This is a genomic window from Escherichia sp. KCJ4928, assembly GCF_004352695.1.
Taxonomy (GTDB): domain Bacteria; phylum Pseudomonadota; class Gammaproteobacteria; order Enterobacterales; family Enterobacteriaceae; genus ECMA0423.
In genome coordinates this window covers 1-20,770 of the sequence record NZ_SJWV01000065.1, presented here as the reverse complement: position 1 = coordinate 20,770, position 20,770 = coordinate 1, and the positions used below count along the sequence as shown (strand labels likewise).

The following is a 20,770-nucleotide window of genomic DNA, read 5'->3' as shown; positions in this document are numbered from 1 at the left end:
TACGAATAATCAAAGAATGTATCGAAAATGGCATTAATTCAACTCCCTCGACAGGATACCAACCTCTTATCCTGCAAAGCATTAAAACCAAATTACTTTCATCAAGACTAAATAAATTTAATGACTTCGAGGACAGTTTTAATGGCTTAGGAATCAGTGTTCATGATATTTCAGCTCAAAAAATATCTCTTTTAAGTTTTCAAAAATACGCTATAGGATGGAGTGCAACAATTCATTTTGTAGCACAGGACCACTTCGGTCTTGATGTAACTGATATCAAAAACAAGACTTACAGCAAATATAGATTTTTTCGCATATGGTTCTTTTTACAACGGCATAAAGACTTTGCTTTCAAACCTTTTTTCACCAATTTTAACACTATCGAAAGAATCGAAAATTATCTATGAAAAGCAAACTCCAGAAAATTATATTATGTTTATTTCTTCTATGCTGCATCTATAATTTATGGACATTGCGTCCTGTACAGATTTTGTATACATACTCTGATGCTGGCAATTCAGTCTTTCTGGTCGTTGATCATCTGCCATGGACTGACAGCGATAAAATAAATTGGTATCTGAAGCATCAGAATGAAATTAAAAATCAACATCCCCTACCAGAAGGTAGTTGGCATACCTGGTATGTCATTGATATCGGTAATGGCTTCACTGACTATAAAAAATATATCGAAGGGCCGTATGAAGATCTCTACTGTTTCCCGACAATTAAGAGCAATGATAATTGCATCGTGAAAAATTACTTAATGGTTATTAATGAATACCCTTATCGTAACACTCATATTGGTATTAACGATTTTACTGAGTATCAATTAACACAAGAAAATAAAATAGAGCGAGTTTTCAATCCGCATGACTTTAAATAAGACAATTTTTAGAAATAAGCCGGATAAAAAAATAGCTTTATCCGGCACTCATATTACAGCCAGTTCTTGCGCTTAAAGTACAGATACGGTGCCAGGCCCGCGAGGATCATAAAGATAATCGCGCCTGGGTAGCCGAAGCTCCACTTCAGTTCTGGCATAAACTCAAAGTTCATCCCATAGCTGGAAGCAACGAGCGTCGGCGGCAGGAATACCACGGATACCACCGAGAAGATTTTGATGATGCGGTTCTGCTCGATGTTGATAAAGCCCATCGCCGCCTGCATCAGGAAGTTCACCTTCTGGAACAGGGATTCGTTATGCGGCAGCAGGGATTCGATATCTCGCAGGATTTCACGCGCCTGCTCCAGTTGCCCACCCGGTAAACGCGCCTTGCGTACCAGGAAGTTGAGCGCACGCTGGGTATCCATCAGACACAGGCGAACTTTCCAGCCGATATCTTCCAGTTCCGCCAGCGTGGAGAGCGCCTCATCGTACTCATCGCCCTGATGCCCTTCCATAATTACCCGGCTCAACTGCTCCAGATCGCTGTAGATATTTTCAATTTCATCTGCCAGCTGTTCGATTTTGGTTTCGAACAGATCCAACAGCAGCTCGTAGGCGTTACCGTCCACCATTGACTGGCTACGGGCGCGCATACGATACAGACGGAATGCAGGCAGTTCACGCTCACGCAGAGTAAACAGACGACCATCACGGATGGTAAATGCCACAGTGGAGTTACCGGCGTGATCTTCCGCATCTTCAAAGAAGAAGAAGGAGTGAATATGCAGGCCGTCATCGTCTTCAAAGAAACGTGCCGATGCTTCGATGTCTTCCAGTTCCGGGCGGGTTGCCAGGCTCTGGCCAAGTTCAGATTGTACGCGCAGTCGCTCGTCGTCGTCCGGTTCGACAAGATCAATCCATACTGCATTTACAAGGGGTTGTGACTCTTCGACTTCCAGCCGGGTCAGTCGGTTATTTTCCAGTTGAAATGCGCTCAGCATGACCGGGACTCCCAATGCTTAAAATATCGGACAGTTCGGCGGGCACACAGAAACAAATTGGGTTTCAGACCATTAAACAGACTGACTCAGCGCGACGGGAAAAATTGAGGTCGCTGACAACCGCTAAGGCTATCAGCAAAAAGGGATAGCCTTAGGAGTTGATCCTGGATGACAGGATAGTGAGCCAGTATCTACTGGGTGTGTCCAAGGCGAATGTCCTCTTAGAGTGATCGTGCGCGCATGTTACGCCAGCAAAATTTTGCCGTCAACACGCAACAGAACACCACAGAACAATAGTTGAACTTCGCGCTTTTTGGTACTCGTCAAGGTCGCTAACAGGATAAAAAAATCCAACATCCAGGACCTATAATGGCGCATCGGCTACTCATTGGTAAAGGAATGATCACCTTGAATCTCAAACGGATTTTTCTCGCCCTCACCTTACTTCCCTTGTTTGCTGTTGCCGCTGATGATTGCGCACTCTCAGATCCGACGCTGACCGTACAGGCGTATACCGTTAATCCTCAAACAGAGCGGGTGAAAATGTACTGGCAAAAAGCCAATGGCGAAGCGTGGGGAACTTTACATGCTCTGCTGGCGGATATGAATAGTCAGGGTCAGGTGCAGATGGCGATGAACGGCGGCATCTATGATGAAAGCTATGCGCCGCTCGGTTTGTACATCGAAAACGGTCAGCAGAAGGTGGCGTTAAATCTCGCTTCAGGTGAAGGGAATTTCTTTATCCGTCCTGGCGGCGTGTTTTATGTCGCGGGAGATAAAGTCGGCATCGTTCGTCTGGATGCCTTCAAAACCAGTAAAGAGATTCAGTTTGCGGTGCAGTCAGGGCCAATGTTGATGGAAAACAGTGTAATTAATCCGCGTATTCATCCCAACGTCGCCTCACGTAAAATTCGTAACGGTGTTGGGATTAATAAACATGGGAATGCCGTGTTTTTGTTGAGCCAGCAGGCGACAAATTTTTATGATTTTGCCTGTTATGCCAAAGCGAAACTGAACGTTGAGCAGCTGCTTTATCTTGATGGCACGATTTCACATATGTATATGAAAGGCGGGGCAATCCCGTGGCAACGCTATCCTTTTGTCACCATGATTTCCGTAGAGCGGAAAGGTTAAAACGATAGTTTTGTGTCAGATACTGAAGATGGCGCAGATGCCGGATGCGGCGTAAACGCCCTATCCGGCCTACATGACGTTGCAATTTATTGAATATGAATGATTTTTTAGGCCAAATAAGGTGCGCAGCACCGCATCCGGCAACGTTACACCGACTCCAGCCGGGCGTATGCCGCCACCAGCCATTTAATACCCTGGCCCTGGAATGCCACCTGCAAACGGCTATGCTCGCCGCTGCCTTCCATATTGACGATGGTGCCTTCACCAAACTTAGCGTGGCGTACACGCTGACCGAGCTTGTAGCCGCTGTCGTTCTCGACCATCGGCGTCCCCATCCGTTGATGGCTGACCGGACGACTTACCGTAGCGCGCAGGCGCACCTCTTCCACACACTCTTCCGGCAGCTCGCCGATAAAGCGCGACGGGCGATGGTAAACCTCTTTACCATACAGACGGCGGGTTTCCGCGTAGGTCAGCGTCAGTTTCTGCATCGCGCGGGTTACACCAACGTAGGCCAGACGGCGTTCTTCTTCCAGACGCCCGCCTTCATCCAGCGACATCTGGCTTGGGAACATACCCTCTTCCATACCGACAATAAACACCTGCGGGAACTCCAGGCCTTTCGCCGAGTGCAGCGTCATCAACTGCACTGCATCCTGCCAGGTATCCGCCTGCCCCTCGCCCGCTTCCAGCGCCGCATGGGAGAGGAATGCCTGCAGCGGCATTAAATCTTCATCTTCTTCGTTGTAGCTGAACTGGCGCGTTGCCGTCACCAGTTCCTCTAAGTTTTCGATACGCGTCTGGCCTTTTTCGCCCTTCTCCTGCTCGTACATGGTGCGCAGGCCGGAGTCTTTAATTACCCGGTCAGTCTGTACATGCAGCGGCATATCGGCAGTTTCTTGCGCTAAGGCATCGATTAATTCCATAAATCGCTGCAAGGCGCTGGCAGCTCGCCCGGCGAGGGCTTTTTCCTGCAACAGTTCACGACATGCCTGCCAGAGTGTTAACTGGCGATCGCGCGATGTCTGACGTACCACGTCCAGCGTCCGGTCACCAATACCCCGCGTTGGCGTATTCACCACGCGCTCAAACGCCGCGTCGTCGTTACGGTTGGCAATCAGACGCAGATACGAGAGCGCGTCTTTGATTTCCTGGCGTTCGAAGAAGCGCATCCCGCCGTAAATACGGTACGGCATACTGGCCTGCAACAGTGCTTCTTCCAGTACACGCGACTGGGCGTTACTGCGGTAGAGAATGGCGCACTCGGCAAGCGCCCCGCCGTTGTCCTGCCAGGTTTTGATGCGGTTAACCACAAAACGCGCTTCATCGAGTTCGTTAAAAGCGCAATAGAGGGAAATAGGCTCACCGTCCGCGCCATCGGTCCACAGTTTTTTACCCAGACGCCCGTTATTATTTTCAATCAGGGCGTTAGCGGCGCTCAGAATATTGCTGGTAGAGCGGTAGTTTTGCTCCAGACGAATAGTTTCGGCACCGGGGAAATCATTAAGGAAACGCTGAATATTCTCCACCTGCGCCCCGCGCCAGCCGTAGATTGACTGGTCGTCATCACCGACGATCATCACTTTGCCGGTGTCGCCCGCCAGCAGGCGGATCCACGCGTACTGAATGTTGTTGGTATCCTGGAATTCGTCCACCAGGATATTGGTAAAACGTTCGCGGTAGTGTTGTAGGATATGCGGCTTGTTAAGCCACAGTTCGTGAGCGCGCAGCAGCAGCTCGGCGAAGTCCACCAGGCCCGCGCGGTCACACGCTTCCTGATACGCCTGATACACCTTCTGCCAGGTCTGCTCCACCGGATTACCGTAGCTTTGAATATGATGCGGACGCAGGCCTTCATCTTTCTGGCTGTTGATGTACCACATTGCCTGGCGCGGCGGCCACTGCTTCTCGTCGAGGTTCATGGCTTTGATCAGACGCTTAAGCAGGCGCAGCTGGTCCTCGCTATCGAGGATCTGGAAATCCTGCGGCAGATTGGCGTCCATATGGTGCGCACGCAGCAGACGGTGCGCCAGCCCGTGGAAGGTGCCGACCCACATGCCGCCCTGGCTGGTGCCCATCAGCTGCCCGATACGATGACGCATCTCCGCCGCCGCTTTGTTGGTAAACGTCACCGCCATAATCGAGTATGGCGAGCAGTTTTCCACGCTCATCAGCCAGGCGATACGATGCACCAGTACGCGCGTCTTACCACTGCCCGCGCCCGCCAGCACCAGAAGGTTGCTGCGTGGCGCGGCCACCGCTTCGCGCTGTTTGTCATTAAGGCTGTCGAGCAGGTAAGAAACGTCCATTGGCACCGCCGCGTAAAAATAGGTTGGGCGGAGAAGCGCAACGCCCTCCGCCAAAAAGCTGGGTATATATACAGATTTGCTGATTATATCAGCGAGGTCAGAGATGCCAACCGGGAAATTTCCAGATGCGGCAGTAAACGGCTGTCCCAGGTTTGCATCAGATCGCCATTTTCCGGTCTGATCCAACAAGCCTGCATTCCGCTGCGAATTGCCCCACCCACGTCAGTGGTGAGATCGTCCCCAACATGTAAGATCTCGCCGATCGGCACGTTGAGTTTTTCCGCAGCCAAAAAGTACATATCGCTGAACGGTTTTGAGCGCCCGTGCGGGCCAGCGCGCAGCACAAACTCAAAATAATCCCCCAAACCAAACAGTTCCGGCTGGGCGTTACCGTTGGTGATCGCCACCAGCGGCCATTTCTTCGCCAGCTGTTTTAAGGTGTCGTGAGTTTGCTGCGGGACGTCGATTCGGCTGCGCCATTTGGCAAAGTTAATCATTGCTGCGTGTGCGCCTGCACTGGCTTCTTCGGCACTCAGCCCGGCGTCGAGCATCGCTTGTTCAATCGAACGAAAACGCCAACGCGTCACGTCGTGATAAATCTCGGGTTCCGCTTCCCGTACCGCCTGGCGCAGGCGTTGCAGATCTTCATTCTGGAAGCTGCGCAGCGCCGGATGATAATTTTGCACAAAGGTAAGCGCCTCTCGCTCGGTGCGCAAAATCACCGGACGGTTATCGTAAAGGGTATCATCCAGGTCAAAGGTGAGCGCCGAGATGCGCCCCAAAGGCCGGTAAAAACGCATTATTTCCCCCGTTTGGCGCGTGGATGCGCCGCATCGTACACCGAGGCAAGGTGTTGAAAATCAAGATGAGTATAGATTTGCGTGGTGGAGAGGTTGGCATGACCCAGTAGCTCCTGCACACCACGAAGATCACCGCTCGACTCCAGCATATGCGTAGCGAACGAGTGACGTAATTTATGTGGGTGAACGTGATTATTCAGCCCTTGTTTTATGCCCCATTCGGCAAAGCGTTTCTGCACATTACGCGCGGAGATACGCTTGCCCAGTTTCGACAGAAAAAGCGCGTCGTCTTCGCTACCAAACAGGTCGCGCAAATCAAGCCAGTGCTCAATCCACGCCACAGCGTTGCGACCAATCGGCAGGCGGCGCTCTTTGCTGCCTTTCCCCATAACCCACACTTCACCAGACTCCAGGTCGAGGTGTTTAATATCCAGCCCCACCAGCTCAGAAAGACGCAGACCCGCGCCGTACATCACTTCCAGCATTGCACGGTCGCGTACAGCGAGGGGATCATTGATATCAATATCCAGCAGCCGATTCATATCGTCGACGTCGATGTTTTTCGGCAGATGACGCGGCGCTTTCGGTGCCGAAACACCTTTCGCCGGGTTAGCTTTGAGTTCGTTCTGGCTGACCAGCCAGTCAAAAAAGCTACGTAGCGCAGAAAGCCGTAACGCCAGACTTGCTGCTCCCAGCCCTTTACGGCGACTGCGTACAGCAAAATTGCGCACCACCGTCACATCACATTGCTGCCAGCTTTGCAGGCCGTTTTCGCTGGCAAAATTGATGATCGCCTCAAGCTGACGCTGGTAGTTAAGCAGGGTTATCGGGCTAAGCTGGCGCTCCACGCTCAGATAACGTAGGTAGCGTTCTACATCGGTGTGTAAATCGGTCATACGCGTTCAATCCAACGCTCCAGAAGCTCCGGCAACATCAGCGCAATTTCATGAAGTAACTGCGTTCCTTGCCCTTGTTGATAGTGACTGGCATCGCGACTGGTAAACAGCACAACACCCAAATCAGCATCGCTTCCCAGCATCGACATCGCCACCGATCCCACTGCTTTCGCTTCAGGTAGCACCACCAGCAGCTCAGGTCCGTTAAGCGGTCCAAGATAGTGCTGTTCCTGCCCCAAACGCTGAATACGCAGCGGTTCGAAAGACTGACGGCTTAATGCCAGATGAGTGTGGTTCGACGGCGCACCTAAGCGCCAGCGATCCGGAAACAGGCGCAGACTCGCACCAGCCAGGCCGAGATCGCGCGCCCAGCGGTGAAAGCGCATCAGCATATCGTCGAGACTGCTGGCGGCGGTGAGACTGCGCTGCAGGTAGAGTAAGCGATAAAACAGGCCTTCGTTGGCGATAGCCTGTTCCATCAACAACGCCATGTTCTCTTCCAGAACATGAATATGATTACGTGCGCGGGCCATGTGCCATTCGACCAACGAAACGGTGCCGCGTACCGGATGCGGCACACGTATCGCTTCTACTGCGCGCGCATTACGGATAAAAAACTCAGGATTTTTAATCAGATAATCGACAACCGCCCGGTCATCAAGCTCCGTGAGTGTTTCCTGCAGTTCTTCCCCTGGTTGCTTCATAGATGAATAAATCCGTCGTAGACATGTACCGCCGGGCCAGTCATATATAACGGGTGACCCGGACCTTTCCAGGCGATATCAAGACGACCGCCGGGGAGCTCCACGCGTACTTCTTCGGCCAGCAAACCTTGCTGAATCCCTACCGCCACCGCCGCACACGCGCCGCTGCCGCAGGCCTGGGTTTCTCCTGCCCCACGCTCATAAACGCGTAAACGAATATGCTCGCGCTTAACCACTTGCATAAAACCGATATTGGCGCGCTCCGGAAAACGCTCGTGGCTTTCCAGAACAGGACCAAGCGTTTCTACCGCCGCGGTATCGACATCATCGACCTGAATCACGCAATGCGGATTTCCCATCGACACCACGCCGCATAAGATTGTCTGCTCGGCGGCGCGCATAATATAGGTCTTTTCCGCTTTGTTAGCGCGAAACGGCACGGCGGAAGGTTCGAAGTTGGGTTCGCCCATATTTACGCGGACCAGATCATCATCGGTGACGGTCAGAACCATCCGCCCGTTGGCGGTGCTGACGCGGATATCACGCTTATTGGTCAGTCCTTTCAGACGCACAAAACGGGCAAAGCAGCGCGCACCGTTGCCGCACTGCGCCACTTCACTGCCATCAGCATTGAAAATGCGATAGTGAAAATCCAGTTCAGGATCATACGGCGGCTCAACCACCAGCAGTTGGTCAAACCCTACCCCCAGGTGCCGATCAGCCAGGCGACGAATCAGCTCCGGTGAAAAAAAGACATTCTGCGTTACCGCGTCGACGACCATAAAATCGTTGCCAAGGCCATGCATTTTCGAGAACTGCATCATTTACTCCAATCACGCGGGTACAGAAACTGACTTTTAGTAATTCACCTGGGATGGACCATCGCCAGTGGCGCGATCGTTTTTATCCGGCACCGTGGATTGCGTTTGCGTCTCTACCGGTTTGGTCGGCGGCGGTGCGTTTTTATCTGCAGGCGGGAAATAGAGCGGACCTTTCAGACCGCAGCCCGTCAGGCTGAAGAGAGTAATTAATACAGTGAGTGCCTTAAACACGTTTTTCATTATGGATTGCCTGTAAAGTTCATCGCTTTCTGCTTTCTATCATCGCAGGAGAAGACGTAAAAGCAAGCGTTTAGCGACTCTTTATGAAGTCTGAAAAGTGAGGAAATGCTGCGAGTATAACGCTTACTCGTGGGGATTTATGTTTTGCTGGTAGTTTCGTGATCGGCACCTCGCGCCAGGATGGCTCTATGCACTATCGCAATGTAGTTTGTTTGTTGGCTTGTTCGTTGTTCTTATCGTCGGCATGGAGCTTTTAAAAGAGTGGCGCACCATGCAATTTTGTTGTCTGACCTTAGTCGCCAGTGACATACAACTTTGCCAACCTGGTGATAAGAGGGAATAAAATCTGATGGGGCTATTTACCCAACTGGAAAAATTTGACCAAAAGCTTACGCGCGGTTATGCCCGGTGGGGGCGCTGGGTATGGCGGACGTTAATTGTCGTTCCGGTACTGGTCGTGTTGTGGAATATAGGACAGGCAGTATGGGGAGGACCAAGAGGTGGAGTGATTCTGGAAATCCACAGTGAAATTGACCGCCCGATACTGGGATTCAGTGTTAACGGCGTGGCGGGCGCGAATGCTTTTGCAAATGGTGGCGGTTCAACAACCTGTTGTGGTGATGTTAGTGGGGATACGGCAGAGGTTATCTGGACATTAAGTACTACTCGTACACAGTATAATGCTGGAATGCGTCTGGAGAAACGGAATATGACGTTACCTCTCCCCAAAAGAGAATGGGGAGAAGATTTTCTGCATGTGCATTTTATGCCTGGCGATAAAGTGCTGCTGGGGTGGAGTAAAGATTCTTTTTCTCCGTATGAAGATCTTCACAACGGGGGGTACAAGACCCGCGTTCGGCAGGATGTGAAAGATAAACTTTATGGTACAGGGAAAATGAATTGATAGATTTCTATAAAAATCACGTTCGGCAGAAAGCGTAATAATGTGGGGAATGTTAGATACCGGTGGTGGGACCTAAGTACAACACGCGAAAGACAATAAAGTAGGTAACGGTGGGCAGAGTCGCATGTTGACACCCTTCCCGGCGTCAATCCGGCACATTTTAACGTGATCAGTCACACCATGGCGCAGTAGCTCGTATTTATATCGTGAATGAAAACCTCAAGTTTACCCCAGCAACTATCAGAAAATAGCGATGGCCTTTATAGATTCTGAAAAGTGACGATTTGCCGCAAAAGTTACGCTTACGTGCGAGGAATTATGTTCTGCTGGTAGTTTCGTGATCGGCACCTCGCGCCAGGATGGCTTTATGCACTATCGCAATGTGGTTTGTTTGTTGTCTTGTTCATTGTTTTTATCGTCGGCATGGGGATGTCGGCTTGATCCGCCTGAACATAATATTTACCAGAAACAGGGAAAAGGCGTGGTATACCTGCGCCCTTATAAAGAAACAAATCTTTCTCTTCCTGACGTGAATTACAAAAGTTTGCGCCGTTTACCCAATTTATTAATAGACCCGACAACACTAGACAAATGGGATAAAGTACCTCCTCTGACTGATCTGACAACCGACTACCTCTATGAAGGCGCACAGGCCTGGTATCCTCATTACTCCTGGCATAGCGATGGTCGCTATATCCTCTACGCGGGTGAAGTTGTGCAAAACCCGCCAGACAAACCTCCCGTCGATGTCGCCTCGTTCAAGGCGTGGGGTGATTTTGCCGCAGATAAACACAGTCTCTATTTCGAAGGCAAGCGCACAGATAACAATGGCGGGGGAAATCGCTTAGATATCAAAACACTGCATCAGGTGGAATTCCGGCCTCCCTGGGATCCTGACTTACTGGGGCTGATATTACGTGACGCTAATTTCTTGTATATCAATGGGCATCGCCTCGCAGATCCCGATAGTTTCCGTGTGCTGGCACAAAAGTCATGGGATCAGCGAGGAAAGTTTTCTACCGCGTTTAATCCCTGTGTGGCTATGCCATTTGGCCCCTGGGATACCCTGGCTCGTACACGGACCAAAATCCTGATCAACGGCGAACAGCTTGATGCCGACCCGGACACCTTTTCCGTCGTGCGCTGGATGCCCGGCTCACTCTTGACCTGGCGTGATAAAAACGGGCTACAGCGTAAAGTCCTCGACAAGGAAAATCTGGCGTGGGATGAAGATTTAACAAAGCACTGTCTGGATTTTTCTCTGCTGGAAAAGAAAGTGTTCTGGCGTAAAGGACCTGCTTGTAAACAGGAAGAATTACCCGGACTCGATCCGGAGCAGTTTCAACCCATCAGTGATGCTGTCGCCCAGTATCAGGACTCGCTTTATACCATCATCGAAACAGAGTCTGGTGACCGCAAGCTGGAAATCGTGAAACTTGATGATCCCAATCTTATTATCAACAAACGTTTCAACGCCGGGAAACGCCACGGCTATTTACTTACGCGTGCCGAAGGGTGGCCATACCATTCCGGTTTACATGTGTTTGAATCTGACGGACCGCTGATCTTACTGGATAACCGTTCTCCGGATGAACGCGAAGCCCATCTTAATGACCATCCCTTTTTGCGCAGATGGTATGCCCGCGATAACCGCTACATTTACAGCTTTGATGGCGCGCAGCTCTGGCGATACCGCACCGCTGATCCGAAACAAGTTCGCTTAATCTGGAAGGAACAACATTCGGGATATGGCTATGGCGTAAATTACAAAACGGGATATCTGGACGGAAAAATTACTGATGACGGCGAATTTATTCCTGCCCCGCGCAATGAGGCGACAAAATGAAGGGTCAAATAATCACAGTTGCACTCATCCTGTTGGGACACACATTTCTGACGCCTGCTGTACAGGCCATAGGGTTCGACTATTACAATGATCACGGTGTTATGTCTTACGGTAAAGGTTATTGGGGGGATAAGAAAATCATTGCCCAGTTTCCGGAGATGAGCAGGGCCGATTTGCGCCTTGTGAAAAATATCTCTGGGAAAACGGGTTATATACCTTCCGATGAAATAAGCATAAAAAATGAGGAATACCACTGGGTGACAGACGGCCGCGTTATTCTCTGGCGTGGCAAAATCGTTAGCAATCCACCGGGAACACCCACTGTCGATATTGCCAGCTTTCAGGCTATGGGCCGCTTCGCGGTCGATAAATATAGCCTCTATTTTGACGGACAGCGCACCGAAAGTAATAGCGGCGCGTCACGTGTTGATCTGGCGACACTAAAAGCTATCGAAGGTAACTCTACCACGCTGGTGGATAGTAAAAATCTCTATTTGTCCGGTCGACGTCAGGGGAGCAGCAGTAATGTTACTGTATTAGAAAAAAGATGGTGGGGTATTAATCCACGTCTTATGAGTGTAAACAGAAATTTGTATTCCAATGATCTGCTTATCCGCAGTGGGCAGAATATTTATTTAAATGGCGTTCACCTTACGGCGAATGCAGACTCATTTGAGATAATTCGCTGGATACCTCATTCACTGCTGGTTTTTCGCGACAATAAGGGTATGCATCGTTATCCCTTTGGGCAATTGTCTGGCAAAGCGATACCCGTAGATGATGACGTCTCTTTTGAAGTAGGGGAAAGTCGCGTTCGCTGGCGTAAACAGCTCACGTCCGACCGTCAGTGGAGCAAGTGGATAGACCTACCAGATATTGAACCTGAACAATTCCATCTGATTACTGGCAATATTGCGCAATATAAAGATCGGTTGTATGTAACAAAATTATCGACATTTGGTGAAGACCAGCTTGAGATAATCCCGCTGGATACGCCAGACCTGGTCATTGATCGCTCATTTAATAGCGGCAAACAGCATGCTTATTTTATCCGCCAATTACGGTCAAAGAGCGTGCAAATTATTCCAGTTAACGGTCCGCTAACTAAAAACGATCGCAATGTTTATACATGGACCGATACAGAGGTAAGGATTACGCCCTCCCCCTGCCCGGCGAAAACACACGTCAGAGAAGAGAATGTGCGTGAACTTCACAACAGAGACATTATTATTCCGTTGACGGATGACTCATGCCGGAACGCAGCAACAGACGGGCAAACTTTGAAGCCCTGACCCCATACCGCTATACTGCCGCCATCACTTAAAGACAGGATACAACAATGAACGACAGTGAATTTCATCGCCTGGCTGATCAACTCTGGCTGACCATTGAAGAACGCCTGGACGACTGGGATGGCGACAGCGATATCGACTGCGAAATCAACGGCGGCGTACTGACCATTACCTTTGAAAACGGCAGCAAAATCATTATTAACCGCCAGGAGCCGCTGCACCAGGTGTGGCTGGCAACCAAACAGGGCGGCTACCATTTTGACCTAAAAGGCGATGAATGGATTTGCGATCGCAGCGGCGAAACCTTCTGGGATTTGCTGGAACAGGCGGCGACACAGCAAGCGGGTGAAACAGTCAGTTTCCGCTAAGATTGCATGCCGGATAAGCCTCGCTTTCCGGCACGTTCATCACGAAAAATATTGCTGTAATAGCGGCGTATCGTGATCCTGATTGGCAGGCGGCATGTTACCGATAGATTTTGTGCGGAACGGAATCACCTGTTCACGACCATCAACCTTCACAATCTGATAGAACTGCGGCAGGTTGAAGTTGATGAAGCTTGAGCCGTAGGTGAAGCGGTCGTGCGATGACGAGTAGAAGCGACTGACGTCACGCACCAGTTCCTCTTTGCTGCCTTCGCAGTGGTGATACACCTCAACCCGGTTGCTTTCGTCGAGAATGTAGATATTAAAGCCATTCTCGTCTTGCGTTTCTTCGAAGAAGAACTGGATGATCCCTTCACTAGCAAAGCCGTCCACCACCGCCGGTAATTTGACGTGATTGGTTTCAACCTGCACTGACAAGCCGTGCAGTTTGTTATGCGAAATAGCGCCATAAAACTCGATGGCGTTTTCCAGTTTTTGTACCGATACATTCAGGCGTTCGAAGAACAACCCCCAGGTTTGACCAGAAACGCGCAGCGCCTTGAAACGCCCGGTTTCCTGGCGGGTGCTGGAAAGGCGCAGTTCAATACACTCAGAAACCAGTTGCTGCACGCGAGTACGGATTAACCCGCGCAGATGCTGGCTATAACAGAAGACTTCCACGCTATCTGGCGGTGCGGCGTCCTGATGCATTTTGCCGAGAATAGTTTTCAGGGCTTCGATCATCGATTGCTCGCCGTTGAAGTGCAGCGTACGCACTTCGTTCCACGAGTTGCGGTACAGCAGGTCAACGCTACCTACCAGGCAATTTTGATTCTCGCCAAAGCTGAAGACATCCAGCTTACGGAAATCAAAATGCACCACCTGATTGCGGAACGCCGCTGTCGGGTCATATTCCAGGTTAACGATAATCGCCAGATGGCGGATCTCACACGGGCTGTAGAGCGCCTTCGGTGTCGGTGCAGGTAAGCGCAGCGGGAAATGGTGCGACACGTCGGCGACCATCTCCTGCAACTTAGGCAAATCGACAATGCCGTTACCTTTAATATACAAACGGGTGCGCGAGGTCAGCAGGCCGTTAAACCATGCCCACGCCACCAGTTTGTTCAGGTAACGGTTATATTCCAGCGGCTGATGGCTGATGATCGACTCAATATTTGGCGCGCGGTTATACAGATACCAACCTGAACGGTTAGCACGGCCCGGCGGCACATAAATAAAGGTCAGATTCGGTTCCGAGAGATCGGGTGAAATCTGCGGGTTTACCAGCGTCACTTTACCTGGTAATGCTTCAAACGCGGCATACAGCTTACGCGTCAGCACGCCGATATCCTGCGGACTGGCGGAGACGCTAAGGTTATTGCGACGCGCAAAGCGGATCAGATTACGGTAGCTCTGCATCATCGCGTCGAGCAACTCGTTGTGCGCCTCACGCACCTGATCAATCTTCCAGTTAGCGCGGTTATCGAGCATTGCCAGACGAGCTTCGTCCCAACCCCACTCGCTCACTAACTGGCTCAACACTGCGCGACGCCAGCCTACGCAGGCGCGTTCACGGCTGAGCTTTTCGCACACTTTTAAATAGAAGCAGCGACGTACTAAATCCAGACGGGTAAAATCTTCAATCGCCGTCAGGTATTCAGTAACACGCTCCAGCATCATGCAGTATGGATCGAGACCAAACGATACAATCTCGCCGTCGTGCAAACGCTGTTTGATATCTTTCGCCAGCAGACGTGGGTTCGGGTATTCCCAGGAATAGGCTTCCAGCAGCAGTGTTTTCAGTACCGCTTTGTATGGGGAATCGATACTCTTGTAGAGCTGCCAAAGGCTGGCACCAAAGTACTCTTCAGCAGAAAGCGAGCTTAAGCCACCGAGATCCAGCCATTCATTTGGCGTCAGCACGCCCTGCGCGTAAAGCGTCATCACATAGTCGTCGTAATGCTCTTCTTCGTCGCACGGCACCATATTCCACAGAATACGCTTACCGGCGAGACGCACGGCGGTACGATAAAATTCGTCAAGCAGCAGTATATGCTGGGTGGAGCCACAATCTTCGCCCCCCAGGCTGCCGCTTTCATTATGACGGAAGCGGTTTTCATCAATCAGGAAGAAGCTGACTTCCACACCCAGCGAGGCGGCCCAGCTTTCCAGCAGACTACATTTACGTTGTAGTAACTGGCGCTCTTCGCTATCGAGCCAGGATTGATGACAGACCCAGATATCCAGGTCAGAGGAACAACTTTGCCCTACGGACGAGGTGCTGCCCATGGTGTATACACCAGTAATTGGAAGCTCACCTTTCGGTGGGTCCTGTACTGACATTCCACGATACAGTTCAAGCTCGTTCAGGTAGTGGCGTTGAGTTTCATCAGGCGTGTAAAGGCAAATGCCTTTGGGAACGTTACCATCAAGGTAACCCGGCATTAGCGGATGGTGATAGTGCAACAATGTCGGCAGTAGACTGTAGACCTGTTGGAATGCAGGCCCCATAGCAGCAAGCGCGCGATCCACACGCAATTGATTTATGGCATCCAGTCTCTGTTTCAGAGTCTCAATATAGAGGTACAAGACGTATCGCCTGATTTGCTACCCGTCATGACTGTGATTCCGCCAACATCAACGGTAACACGCGGCATTCGGGATATTTCGTATGTCAAAGGTAACCGTTACCACTTTTCGCGCCTGGTTTTTTTAGTTTCACAACGAAAAAATGGTCTAAAACGTGATCAATTTAACACCTTGCTGATTGACCGTAAAGAAAGATGCGCTACATACAAGTGTAGCACCGTTTATTCTCTGTAAATTCCTTATTACGACGGCGTGAAACGCCTGTCAGGATCCACTGCCAGACCTCATTTTACGGTTTGCGCAGGCGTCTACGTTTCACCACAACACTGACATCACTCTGGCAAGGATGTTAGGATGGACCACGGATGATAATGACGGTAACAAGCATGTTAGACAATGTTTTAAGAATTGCCACACGCCAAAGCCCACTTGCACTCTGGCAGGCACACTATGTCAAAGACAAGTTGATGGCGAGCCATCCGGGCCTGGTGGTTGAACTGGTACCGATGGTGACGCGCGGCGATGTGATTCTTGATACGCCGCTGGCGAAAGTAGGCGGAAAAGGCTTATTTGTAAAAGAGCTGGAAGTCGCGCTCCTGGAGAATCGCGCCGATATCGCCGTACATTCAATGAAAGATGTGCCGGTTGAATTCCCGCAAGGTCTGGGGTTGGTCACTATTTGTGAGCGTGAAGATCCTCGCGATGCCTTTGTGTCCAATAATTATGACAGTCTGGATGCGTTACCGGCAGGCAGTATCGTCGGGACGTCCAGTTTACGTCGCCAGTGCCAACTGGCTGAACGCCGCCCGGATCTGATTATCCGCTCCCTGCGCGGCAACGTCGGCACTCGCCTGAGCAAACTAGATAACGGCGAATACGATGCCATCATTCTTGCCGTAGCCGGACTAAAACGTTTAGGTCTGGAGTCCCGCATTCGCGCCGCGTTACCACCCGAGATTTCTCTTCCGGCGGTAGGACAAGGTGCAGTCGGTATTGAATGCCGCCTTGATGATACGCGCACTCGCGAGCTGCTTGCCGCGCTGAATCACCACGAAACTGCACTGCGCGTTACCGCAGAACGCGCCATGAATACCCGTCTCGAAGGTGGATGTCAGGTGCCAATTGGTAGCTACGCCGAGCTTATTGATGGTGAAATCTGGCTGCGTGCGCTGGTCGGCGCGCCGGACGGTTCGCAGATTATTCGCGGTGAACGCCGCGGTGCGCCGCAAAATGCCGAACAAATGGGGATTTCGCTGGCAGAAGAGCTACTGAATAACGGCGCGCGCGAGATCCTCGCTGAAGTCTATAACGGAGACGCCCCGGCATGAGTATCCTTGTCACCCGCCCGTCTCCCGCTGGAGAAGAGTTAGTGAGCCGTCTGCGCACACTGGGGCAGGTGGCCTGGCATTTTCCGCTGATTGAGTTTTCTCCGGGTCGACAATTACCGCAACTTGCTGATCAACTGGCAGCGCTGGGGGAGAGCGATCTGTTGTTTGCCCTCTCGCAACACGCGGTTGCTTTTGCCCAATCACAGCTGCATCAGCAAGATCGTAAATGGCCCCAACTACCTACTTATTTCGCCATTGGACGCACCACCGCACTGGCGCTACATACCGTAAGCGGACAGAAGATTCTCTACCCACAGGATCGGGAAATCAGCGAAGTCTTGCTACAATTACCTGAATTACAAAATATTGCGGGCAAACGTGCGCTGATATTACGTGGCAATGGCGGTCGTGAGCTAATTGGGGATACCCTGACGGTGCGCGGTGCTGAGGTCACTTTTTGTGAATGTTATCAACGATGCGCAATCCATTACGATGGTGCAGAAGAAGCGATGCGCTGGCAATCCCGCGAGGTGACGATGGTCGTTGTTACCAGCGGTGAAATGTTGCAGCAACTCTGGTCGCTGATCCCACAATGGTATCGTGAGCACTGGTTACTACACTGTCGACTATTGGTCGTCAGTGAGCGTTTGGCGAAACTCGCCCGGGAACTGGGCTGGCAAGACATTAAGGTCGCCGATAACGCTGACAACGATGCGCTTTTACGGGCATTACAATAACTCTCATAACAGGAAGCCATAATGACGGAACAAGAAAAAACCTCCGCCGTGGTTGAAGAGACCAGGGAGGCCGTGGACACCACGTCACAACCTGTCGCAACAGAAAAAAAGAGTAAGAACAATACTGCATTGATTCTCAGCGCGGTGGCTATCGCTATTGCTCTGGCGGCGGGTGTCGGTTTGTATGGCTGGGGTAAACAACAGGCCGTCAATCAGACCGCCACCAGCGATGCCCTGGCTAACCAACTGACGGCATTGCAAAAAGCCCAGGAGAGCCAAAAAGCCGAGCTGGAAGGCATTATTAAGCAACAAGCTGCACAGCTTAAGCAGGCGAATCGTCAGCAAGAAACGCTGGCAAAACAGTTGGATGAAGTCCAACAAAAGGTCGCCACCATTTCCGGCAGCGATGCTAAAACCTGGCTGCTGGCTCAGGCCGATTTTCTGGTGAAACTCGCCGGACGGAAGCTGTGGAGCGATCAGGACGTCACGACCGCTGCAGCGTTGCTGAAAAGTGCAGATGCCAGCCTGGCGGATATGAATGACCCGAGTCTGATTACCGTTCGTCGGGCAATTACCGATGATATCGCCAGCCTTTCTGCAGTTTCGCAGGTGGATTATGACGGCATCATCCTTAAGCTTAATCAGCTTTCAAATCAGGTAGATAACCTGCGTCTGGCCGATAATGACAGCGATGGTTCGCCGATGGATTCCGACGGTGAAGAGCTTTCCAGTTCCATCAGCGAATGGCGTATCAATCTGCAAAAAAGCTGGCAGAACTTTATGGACAACTTCATTACGATTCGCCGTCGTGATGACACCGCCGTACCGCTGTTAGCGCCAAATCAGGATATCTATCTGCGCGAAAATATTCGCTCTCGCCTGCTGGTCGCAGCACAAGCTGTACCGCGTCACCAGGAAGAGACTTATCGCCAGGCGCTGGAGAACGTCTCCACCTGGGTACGAGCTTACTACGATACTGATGATGCCACCACCAAAGCGTTCCTCGACGAGGTGGACCAGTTAAGCCAGCAAAATATCTCGATGGATCTTCCGGAAACCCTGCAAAGCCAGGCGATGCTGGAAAAACTGATGCAGACCCGCGTGCGTAACCTGCTGGCACAACCGGCAGCGGGGACAACGGAAGCTAAACCTGCACCTGCACCTGCACCTGCACCTGCACCTGCACCTGCACCGCAAGGTGATACTCCGGCAGCCGCGCCGCAAGGAGAATAACCATGCTAAAAGTGTTATTACTCTTTGTTTTGCTGATTGCGGGGATAGTGGTTGGCCCGATGATTGCCGGTCATCAGGGTTACGTGCTGATCCAGACTGACAACTACAATATCGAAACCAGCGTCACGGGCCTGGCGATTATTTTGATTCTGGCGATGGTAGTGCTGTTTGCCATTGAGTGGCTACTGCGGCGGATCTTCCGCACAGGCGCACACACCCGTGGGTGGTTTGTCGGACGTAAGCGTCGCCGTGCCCGTAAGCAGACCGAACAGGCGCTGCTGAAACTGGCGGAAGGCGATTATCAGCAAGTTGAAAAGCTGATGGCGAAAAATGCCGATCACGCGGAACAACCGGTGGTGAACTATCTACTGGCTGCCGAAGCCGCGCAACAACGTGGTGATGAAGCACGCGCCAACCAACATCTGGAACGCGCAGCAGAGCTGGCCGGCAATGACACCATTCCGGTAGAAATCACCCGTGTACGTCTGCAACTGGCCCGTAATGAAAACCATGCTGCACGCCACGGCGTGGATAAGCTGCTGGAAGTTACGCCACGCCATCCGGAAGTATTACGTCTGGCGGAACAGGCGTATATCCGCACAGGTGCATGGAGTTCTCTGCTGGATATCATCCCATCAATGGCGAAAGCCCATGTTGGTGATGAAGAACATCGTGCAATGCTGGAACAACAGGCATGGATTGGCCTGATGGATCAGGCGCGTGCCGATAACGGTAGTGAAGGTTTGCGTAACTGGTGGAAAAACCAAAGCCGGAAAACGCGTCATCAGGTAGCGTTGCAGGTGGCAATGGCGGAACATCTTATTGAATGTGACGATCATGATACTGCCCAGCAAATTATCATCGATGGCCTGAAACGCCAGTACGACGATCGCCTACTGCTGCCGATTCCTCGACTGAAAACCAACAATCCGGAACAGCTGGAAAAAGTGCTGCGCCAGCAGATCAAAAACGTCGGCGATCGCCCGCTGTTGTGGAGCACACTGGGCCAGTCACTGATGAAGCACGGAGAATGGCAGGAAGCATCGCTCGCCTTCCGCGCGGCGCTGAAACAACGTCCGGACGCCTACGATTACGCATGGCTTGCCGACGCGCTGGACAGACTGCACAAGCCGGAAGAAGCTGCAGCGATGCGTCGCGACGGTTTGATGTTAACGTTGCAGAACAACCCACCACAGTAGTTCCTTCTCACCCGGAGGCAAGCACCTCCGGGACCTTTCTGATGCATAAAAAAACGCCTGCTCTTATTACGGAGCAGGCGTTAAAACAGGTCTGTATGACAACAAGTGGGTGCTTCACTCAACGTTGTGTCCATGGTGTCTGATGAGGCATAAGCGACATCTGTCAGTGGACGATAAGCACCGTAAACGGCTCTGCGTCATTCCGGAGTTTATGAGGCACTAAGGCGAACATAAGAGATGGAATGAGCATCTACCCGTTTATTATGCCACAGAGAATCGGGAAATAACATCCCTTAACACTTGTTATGAGATAATTCTGTAATCCTCTTTGCTTCCTGAGTAATAACTTCCTGAGTGAATATTTAACCTGAGCTTGATCCTACACATACTTATTATGAATGATAAAATTCATTCAATTAATAACACATATATTAATTGCCGTTAAAACTAAAAAAAGCATCAATAATCAACGCGATATAATAAACC

20 protein-coding genes are annotated in these 20,770 nt (G+C 51.1%); 11 read left to right on the top strand and 9 right to left on the bottom strand.

The genetic code is table 11. The features are described 5' to 3' along the window. On the top strand, nucleotides 1-407 hold a 407-nt coding region (locus tag E0D98_RS11925; RefSeq protein ID WP_131890653.1), incomplete at its 5' end, for a YPO3983 family protein. Beyond that, nucleotides 404-883: a DUF943 family protein gene (locus E0D98_RS11920; protein ID WP_000837561.1), complete on the top strand. Its 480-nt coding sequence runs from the start codon at nucleotides 404-406 to the stop codon at nucleotides 881-883. The genes E0D98_RS11925 and E0D98_RS11920, both read left to right, overlap by 4 nt. Before the next feature lie 53 nt (nucleotides 884-936). On the opposite strand, the gene corA is transcribed toward E0D98_RS11920, so the two are convergent. Both corA and ysgD read right to left on the bottom strand, forming a co-directional pair. After that, nucleotides 937-1,887 carry a magnesium/cobalt transporter CorA gene (gene corA, locus E0D98_RS11915; RefSeq protein WP_000947159.1) on the bottom strand — a complete coding sequence of 317 codons (951 nt, stop codon included), beginning with the start codon at nucleotides 1,885-1,887 and terminating at the stop codon, nucleotides 937-939. A 151-nt stretch (nucleotides 1,888-2,038) separates the two neighbouring features. Then, entirely contained in the window at nucleotides 2,039-2,095 is a 57-nt protein-coding gene (ysgD, locus tag E0D98_RS27890; protein WP_211180520.1) for a protein YsgD, read from the bottom strand. A gap of 161 nt (nucleotides 2,096-2,256) precedes the next feature. Here ysgD and E0D98_RS11910 point away from each other — a divergent pair, with 161 nt between their 5' ends. After that, a complete protein-coding gene (locus E0D98_RS11910) occupies nucleotides 2,257-3,021 on the top strand; it encodes a phosphodiester glycosidase family protein (protein WP_000951164.1) in 765 nt (254 codons plus the stop codon). A gap of 146 nt (nucleotides 3,022-3,167) precedes the next feature. Here E0D98_RS11910 and uvrD read toward each other — a convergent pair whose 3' ends face one another. The 6 genes from uvrD to E0D98_RS11880 form a co-directional block, all read right to left on the bottom strand. Next, nucleotides 3,168-5,330, bottom strand: coding sequence for a DNA helicase II (gene uvrD / locus E0D98_RS11905; protein ID WP_000383406.1), 2,163 nt, complete (start codon nucleotides 5,328-5,330; stop codon nucleotides 3,168-3,170). An 83-nt stretch (nucleotides 5,331-5,413) separates the two neighbouring features. Then, nucleotides 5,414-6,130, bottom strand: a complete 717-nt coding sequence (yigB, locus tag E0D98_RS11900; protein ID WP_001213584.1) for a 5-amino-6-(5-phospho-D-ribitylamino)uracil phosphatase YigB — start codon at nucleotides 6,128-6,130, stop codon at nucleotides 5,414-5,416. Beyond that, a complete protein-coding gene (gene xerC / locus E0D98_RS11895) occupies nucleotides 6,130-7,026 on the bottom strand; it encodes a tyrosine recombinase XerC (RefSeq protein WP_000130701.1) in 897 nt (298 codons plus the stop codon). Before xerC ends, yigB begins: the two co-directional genes overlap by 1 nt. Beyond that, the gene (locus E0D98_RS11890) at nucleotides 7,023-7,730 is read right to left on the bottom strand and encodes a DUF484 family protein (protein WP_000812796.1); all 708 of its coding nucleotides are present in this window, start codon (nucleotides 7,728-7,730) and stop codon (nucleotides 7,023-7,025) included. The genes xerC and E0D98_RS11890 overlap by 4 nt, the downstream gene beginning before the upstream one ends. Then, nucleotides 7,727-8,551: a diaminopimelate epimerase gene (gene dapF / locus E0D98_RS11885; RefSeq protein ID WP_001160654.1), complete on the bottom strand. Its 825-nt coding sequence runs from the start codon at nucleotides 8,549-8,551 to the stop codon at nucleotides 7,727-7,729. Before dapF ends, E0D98_RS11890 begins: the two co-directional genes overlap by 4 nt. Before the next feature lie 36 nt (nucleotides 8,552-8,587). Further along, nucleotides 8,588-8,791: a lipoprotein gene (locus E0D98_RS11880; RefSeq protein ID WP_000799884.1), complete on the bottom strand. Its 204-nt coding sequence runs from the start codon at nucleotides 8,789-8,791 to the stop codon at nucleotides 8,588-8,590. Between the two features lie 349 nt (nucleotides 8,792-9,140). Between E0D98_RS11880 and E0D98_RS11875 the strand changes: the two genes are divergently transcribed. From E0D98_RS11875 to cyaY, 4 genes are all read left to right on the top strand, one after another. Beyond that, nucleotides 9,141-9,695: a DUF3304 domain-containing protein gene (locus E0D98_RS11875; protein ID WP_000522559.1), complete on the top strand. Its 555-nt coding sequence runs from the start codon at nucleotides 9,141-9,143 to the stop codon at nucleotides 9,693-9,695. Nucleotides 9,696-10,032: 337 nt separating this feature from the next. After that, on the top strand, nucleotides 10,033-11,541 hold the full coding sequence (locus E0D98_RS11870; protein ID WP_000580517.1) for a hypothetical protein: 1,509 nt from the start codon (nucleotides 10,033-10,035) through the stop codon (nucleotides 11,539-11,541). Further along, the gene (locus tag E0D98_RS11865) at nucleotides 11,538-12,833 is read left to right on the top strand and encodes a hypothetical protein (RefSeq protein ID WP_047089325.1); all 1,296 of its coding nucleotides are present in this window, start codon (nucleotides 11,538-11,540) and stop codon (nucleotides 12,831-12,833) included. The genes E0D98_RS11870 and E0D98_RS11865 overlap by 4 nt, the downstream gene beginning before the upstream one ends. Before the next feature lie 47 nt (nucleotides 12,834-12,880). After that, nucleotides 12,881-13,201: an iron donor protein CyaY gene (gene cyaY, locus E0D98_RS11860; RefSeq protein ID WP_000999947.1), complete on the top strand. Its 321-nt coding sequence runs from the start codon at nucleotides 12,881-12,883 to the stop codon at nucleotides 13,199-13,201. Nucleotides 13,202-13,240: 39 nt separating this feature from the next. On the opposite strand, the gene cyaA is transcribed toward cyaY, so the two are convergent. Beyond that, nucleotides 13,241-15,787 (bottom strand): class I adenylate cyclase, encoded by a 2,547-nt coding sequence (gene cyaA, locus E0D98_RS11855; protein WP_000281680.1) that lies wholly within the window; start codon nucleotides 15,785-15,787, stop codon nucleotides 13,241-13,243. Nucleotides 15,788-16,173: 386 nt separating this feature from the next. Between cyaA and hemC the strand changes: the two genes are divergently transcribed. From hemC to hemY, 4 genes are read left to right on the top strand one after another with little or no spacing between them, the layout of a single operon-like run. Then, entirely contained in the window at nucleotides 16,174-17,115 is a 942-nt protein-coding gene (hemC, locus tag E0D98_RS11850) for a hydroxymethylbilane synthase (RefSeq protein ID WP_001307481.1), read from the top strand. After that, the gene (gene hemD / locus E0D98_RS11845; RefSeq protein ID WP_000026057.1) at nucleotides 17,112-17,852 is read left to right on the top strand and encodes a uroporphyrinogen-III synthase; all 741 of its coding nucleotides are present in this window, start codon (nucleotides 17,112-17,114) and stop codon (nucleotides 17,850-17,852) included. The genes hemC and hemD overlap by 4 nt, the downstream gene beginning before the upstream one ends. A gap of 21 nt (nucleotides 17,853-17,873) precedes the next feature. Beyond that, a complete protein-coding gene (gene hemX, locus E0D98_RS11840; protein ID WP_000139044.1) occupies nucleotides 17,874-19,085 on the top strand; it encodes a uroporphyrinogen-III C-methyltransferase in 1,212 nt (403 codons plus the stop codon). A 2-nt stretch (nucleotides 19,086-19,087) separates the two neighbouring features. Next, a complete protein-coding gene (gene hemY / locus E0D98_RS11835; RefSeq protein WP_000921791.1) occupies nucleotides 19,088-20,284 on the top strand; it encodes a protoheme IX biogenesis protein HemY in 1,197 nt (398 codons plus the stop codon). Nucleotides 20,285-20,770 lie beyond the last annotated feature (486 nt).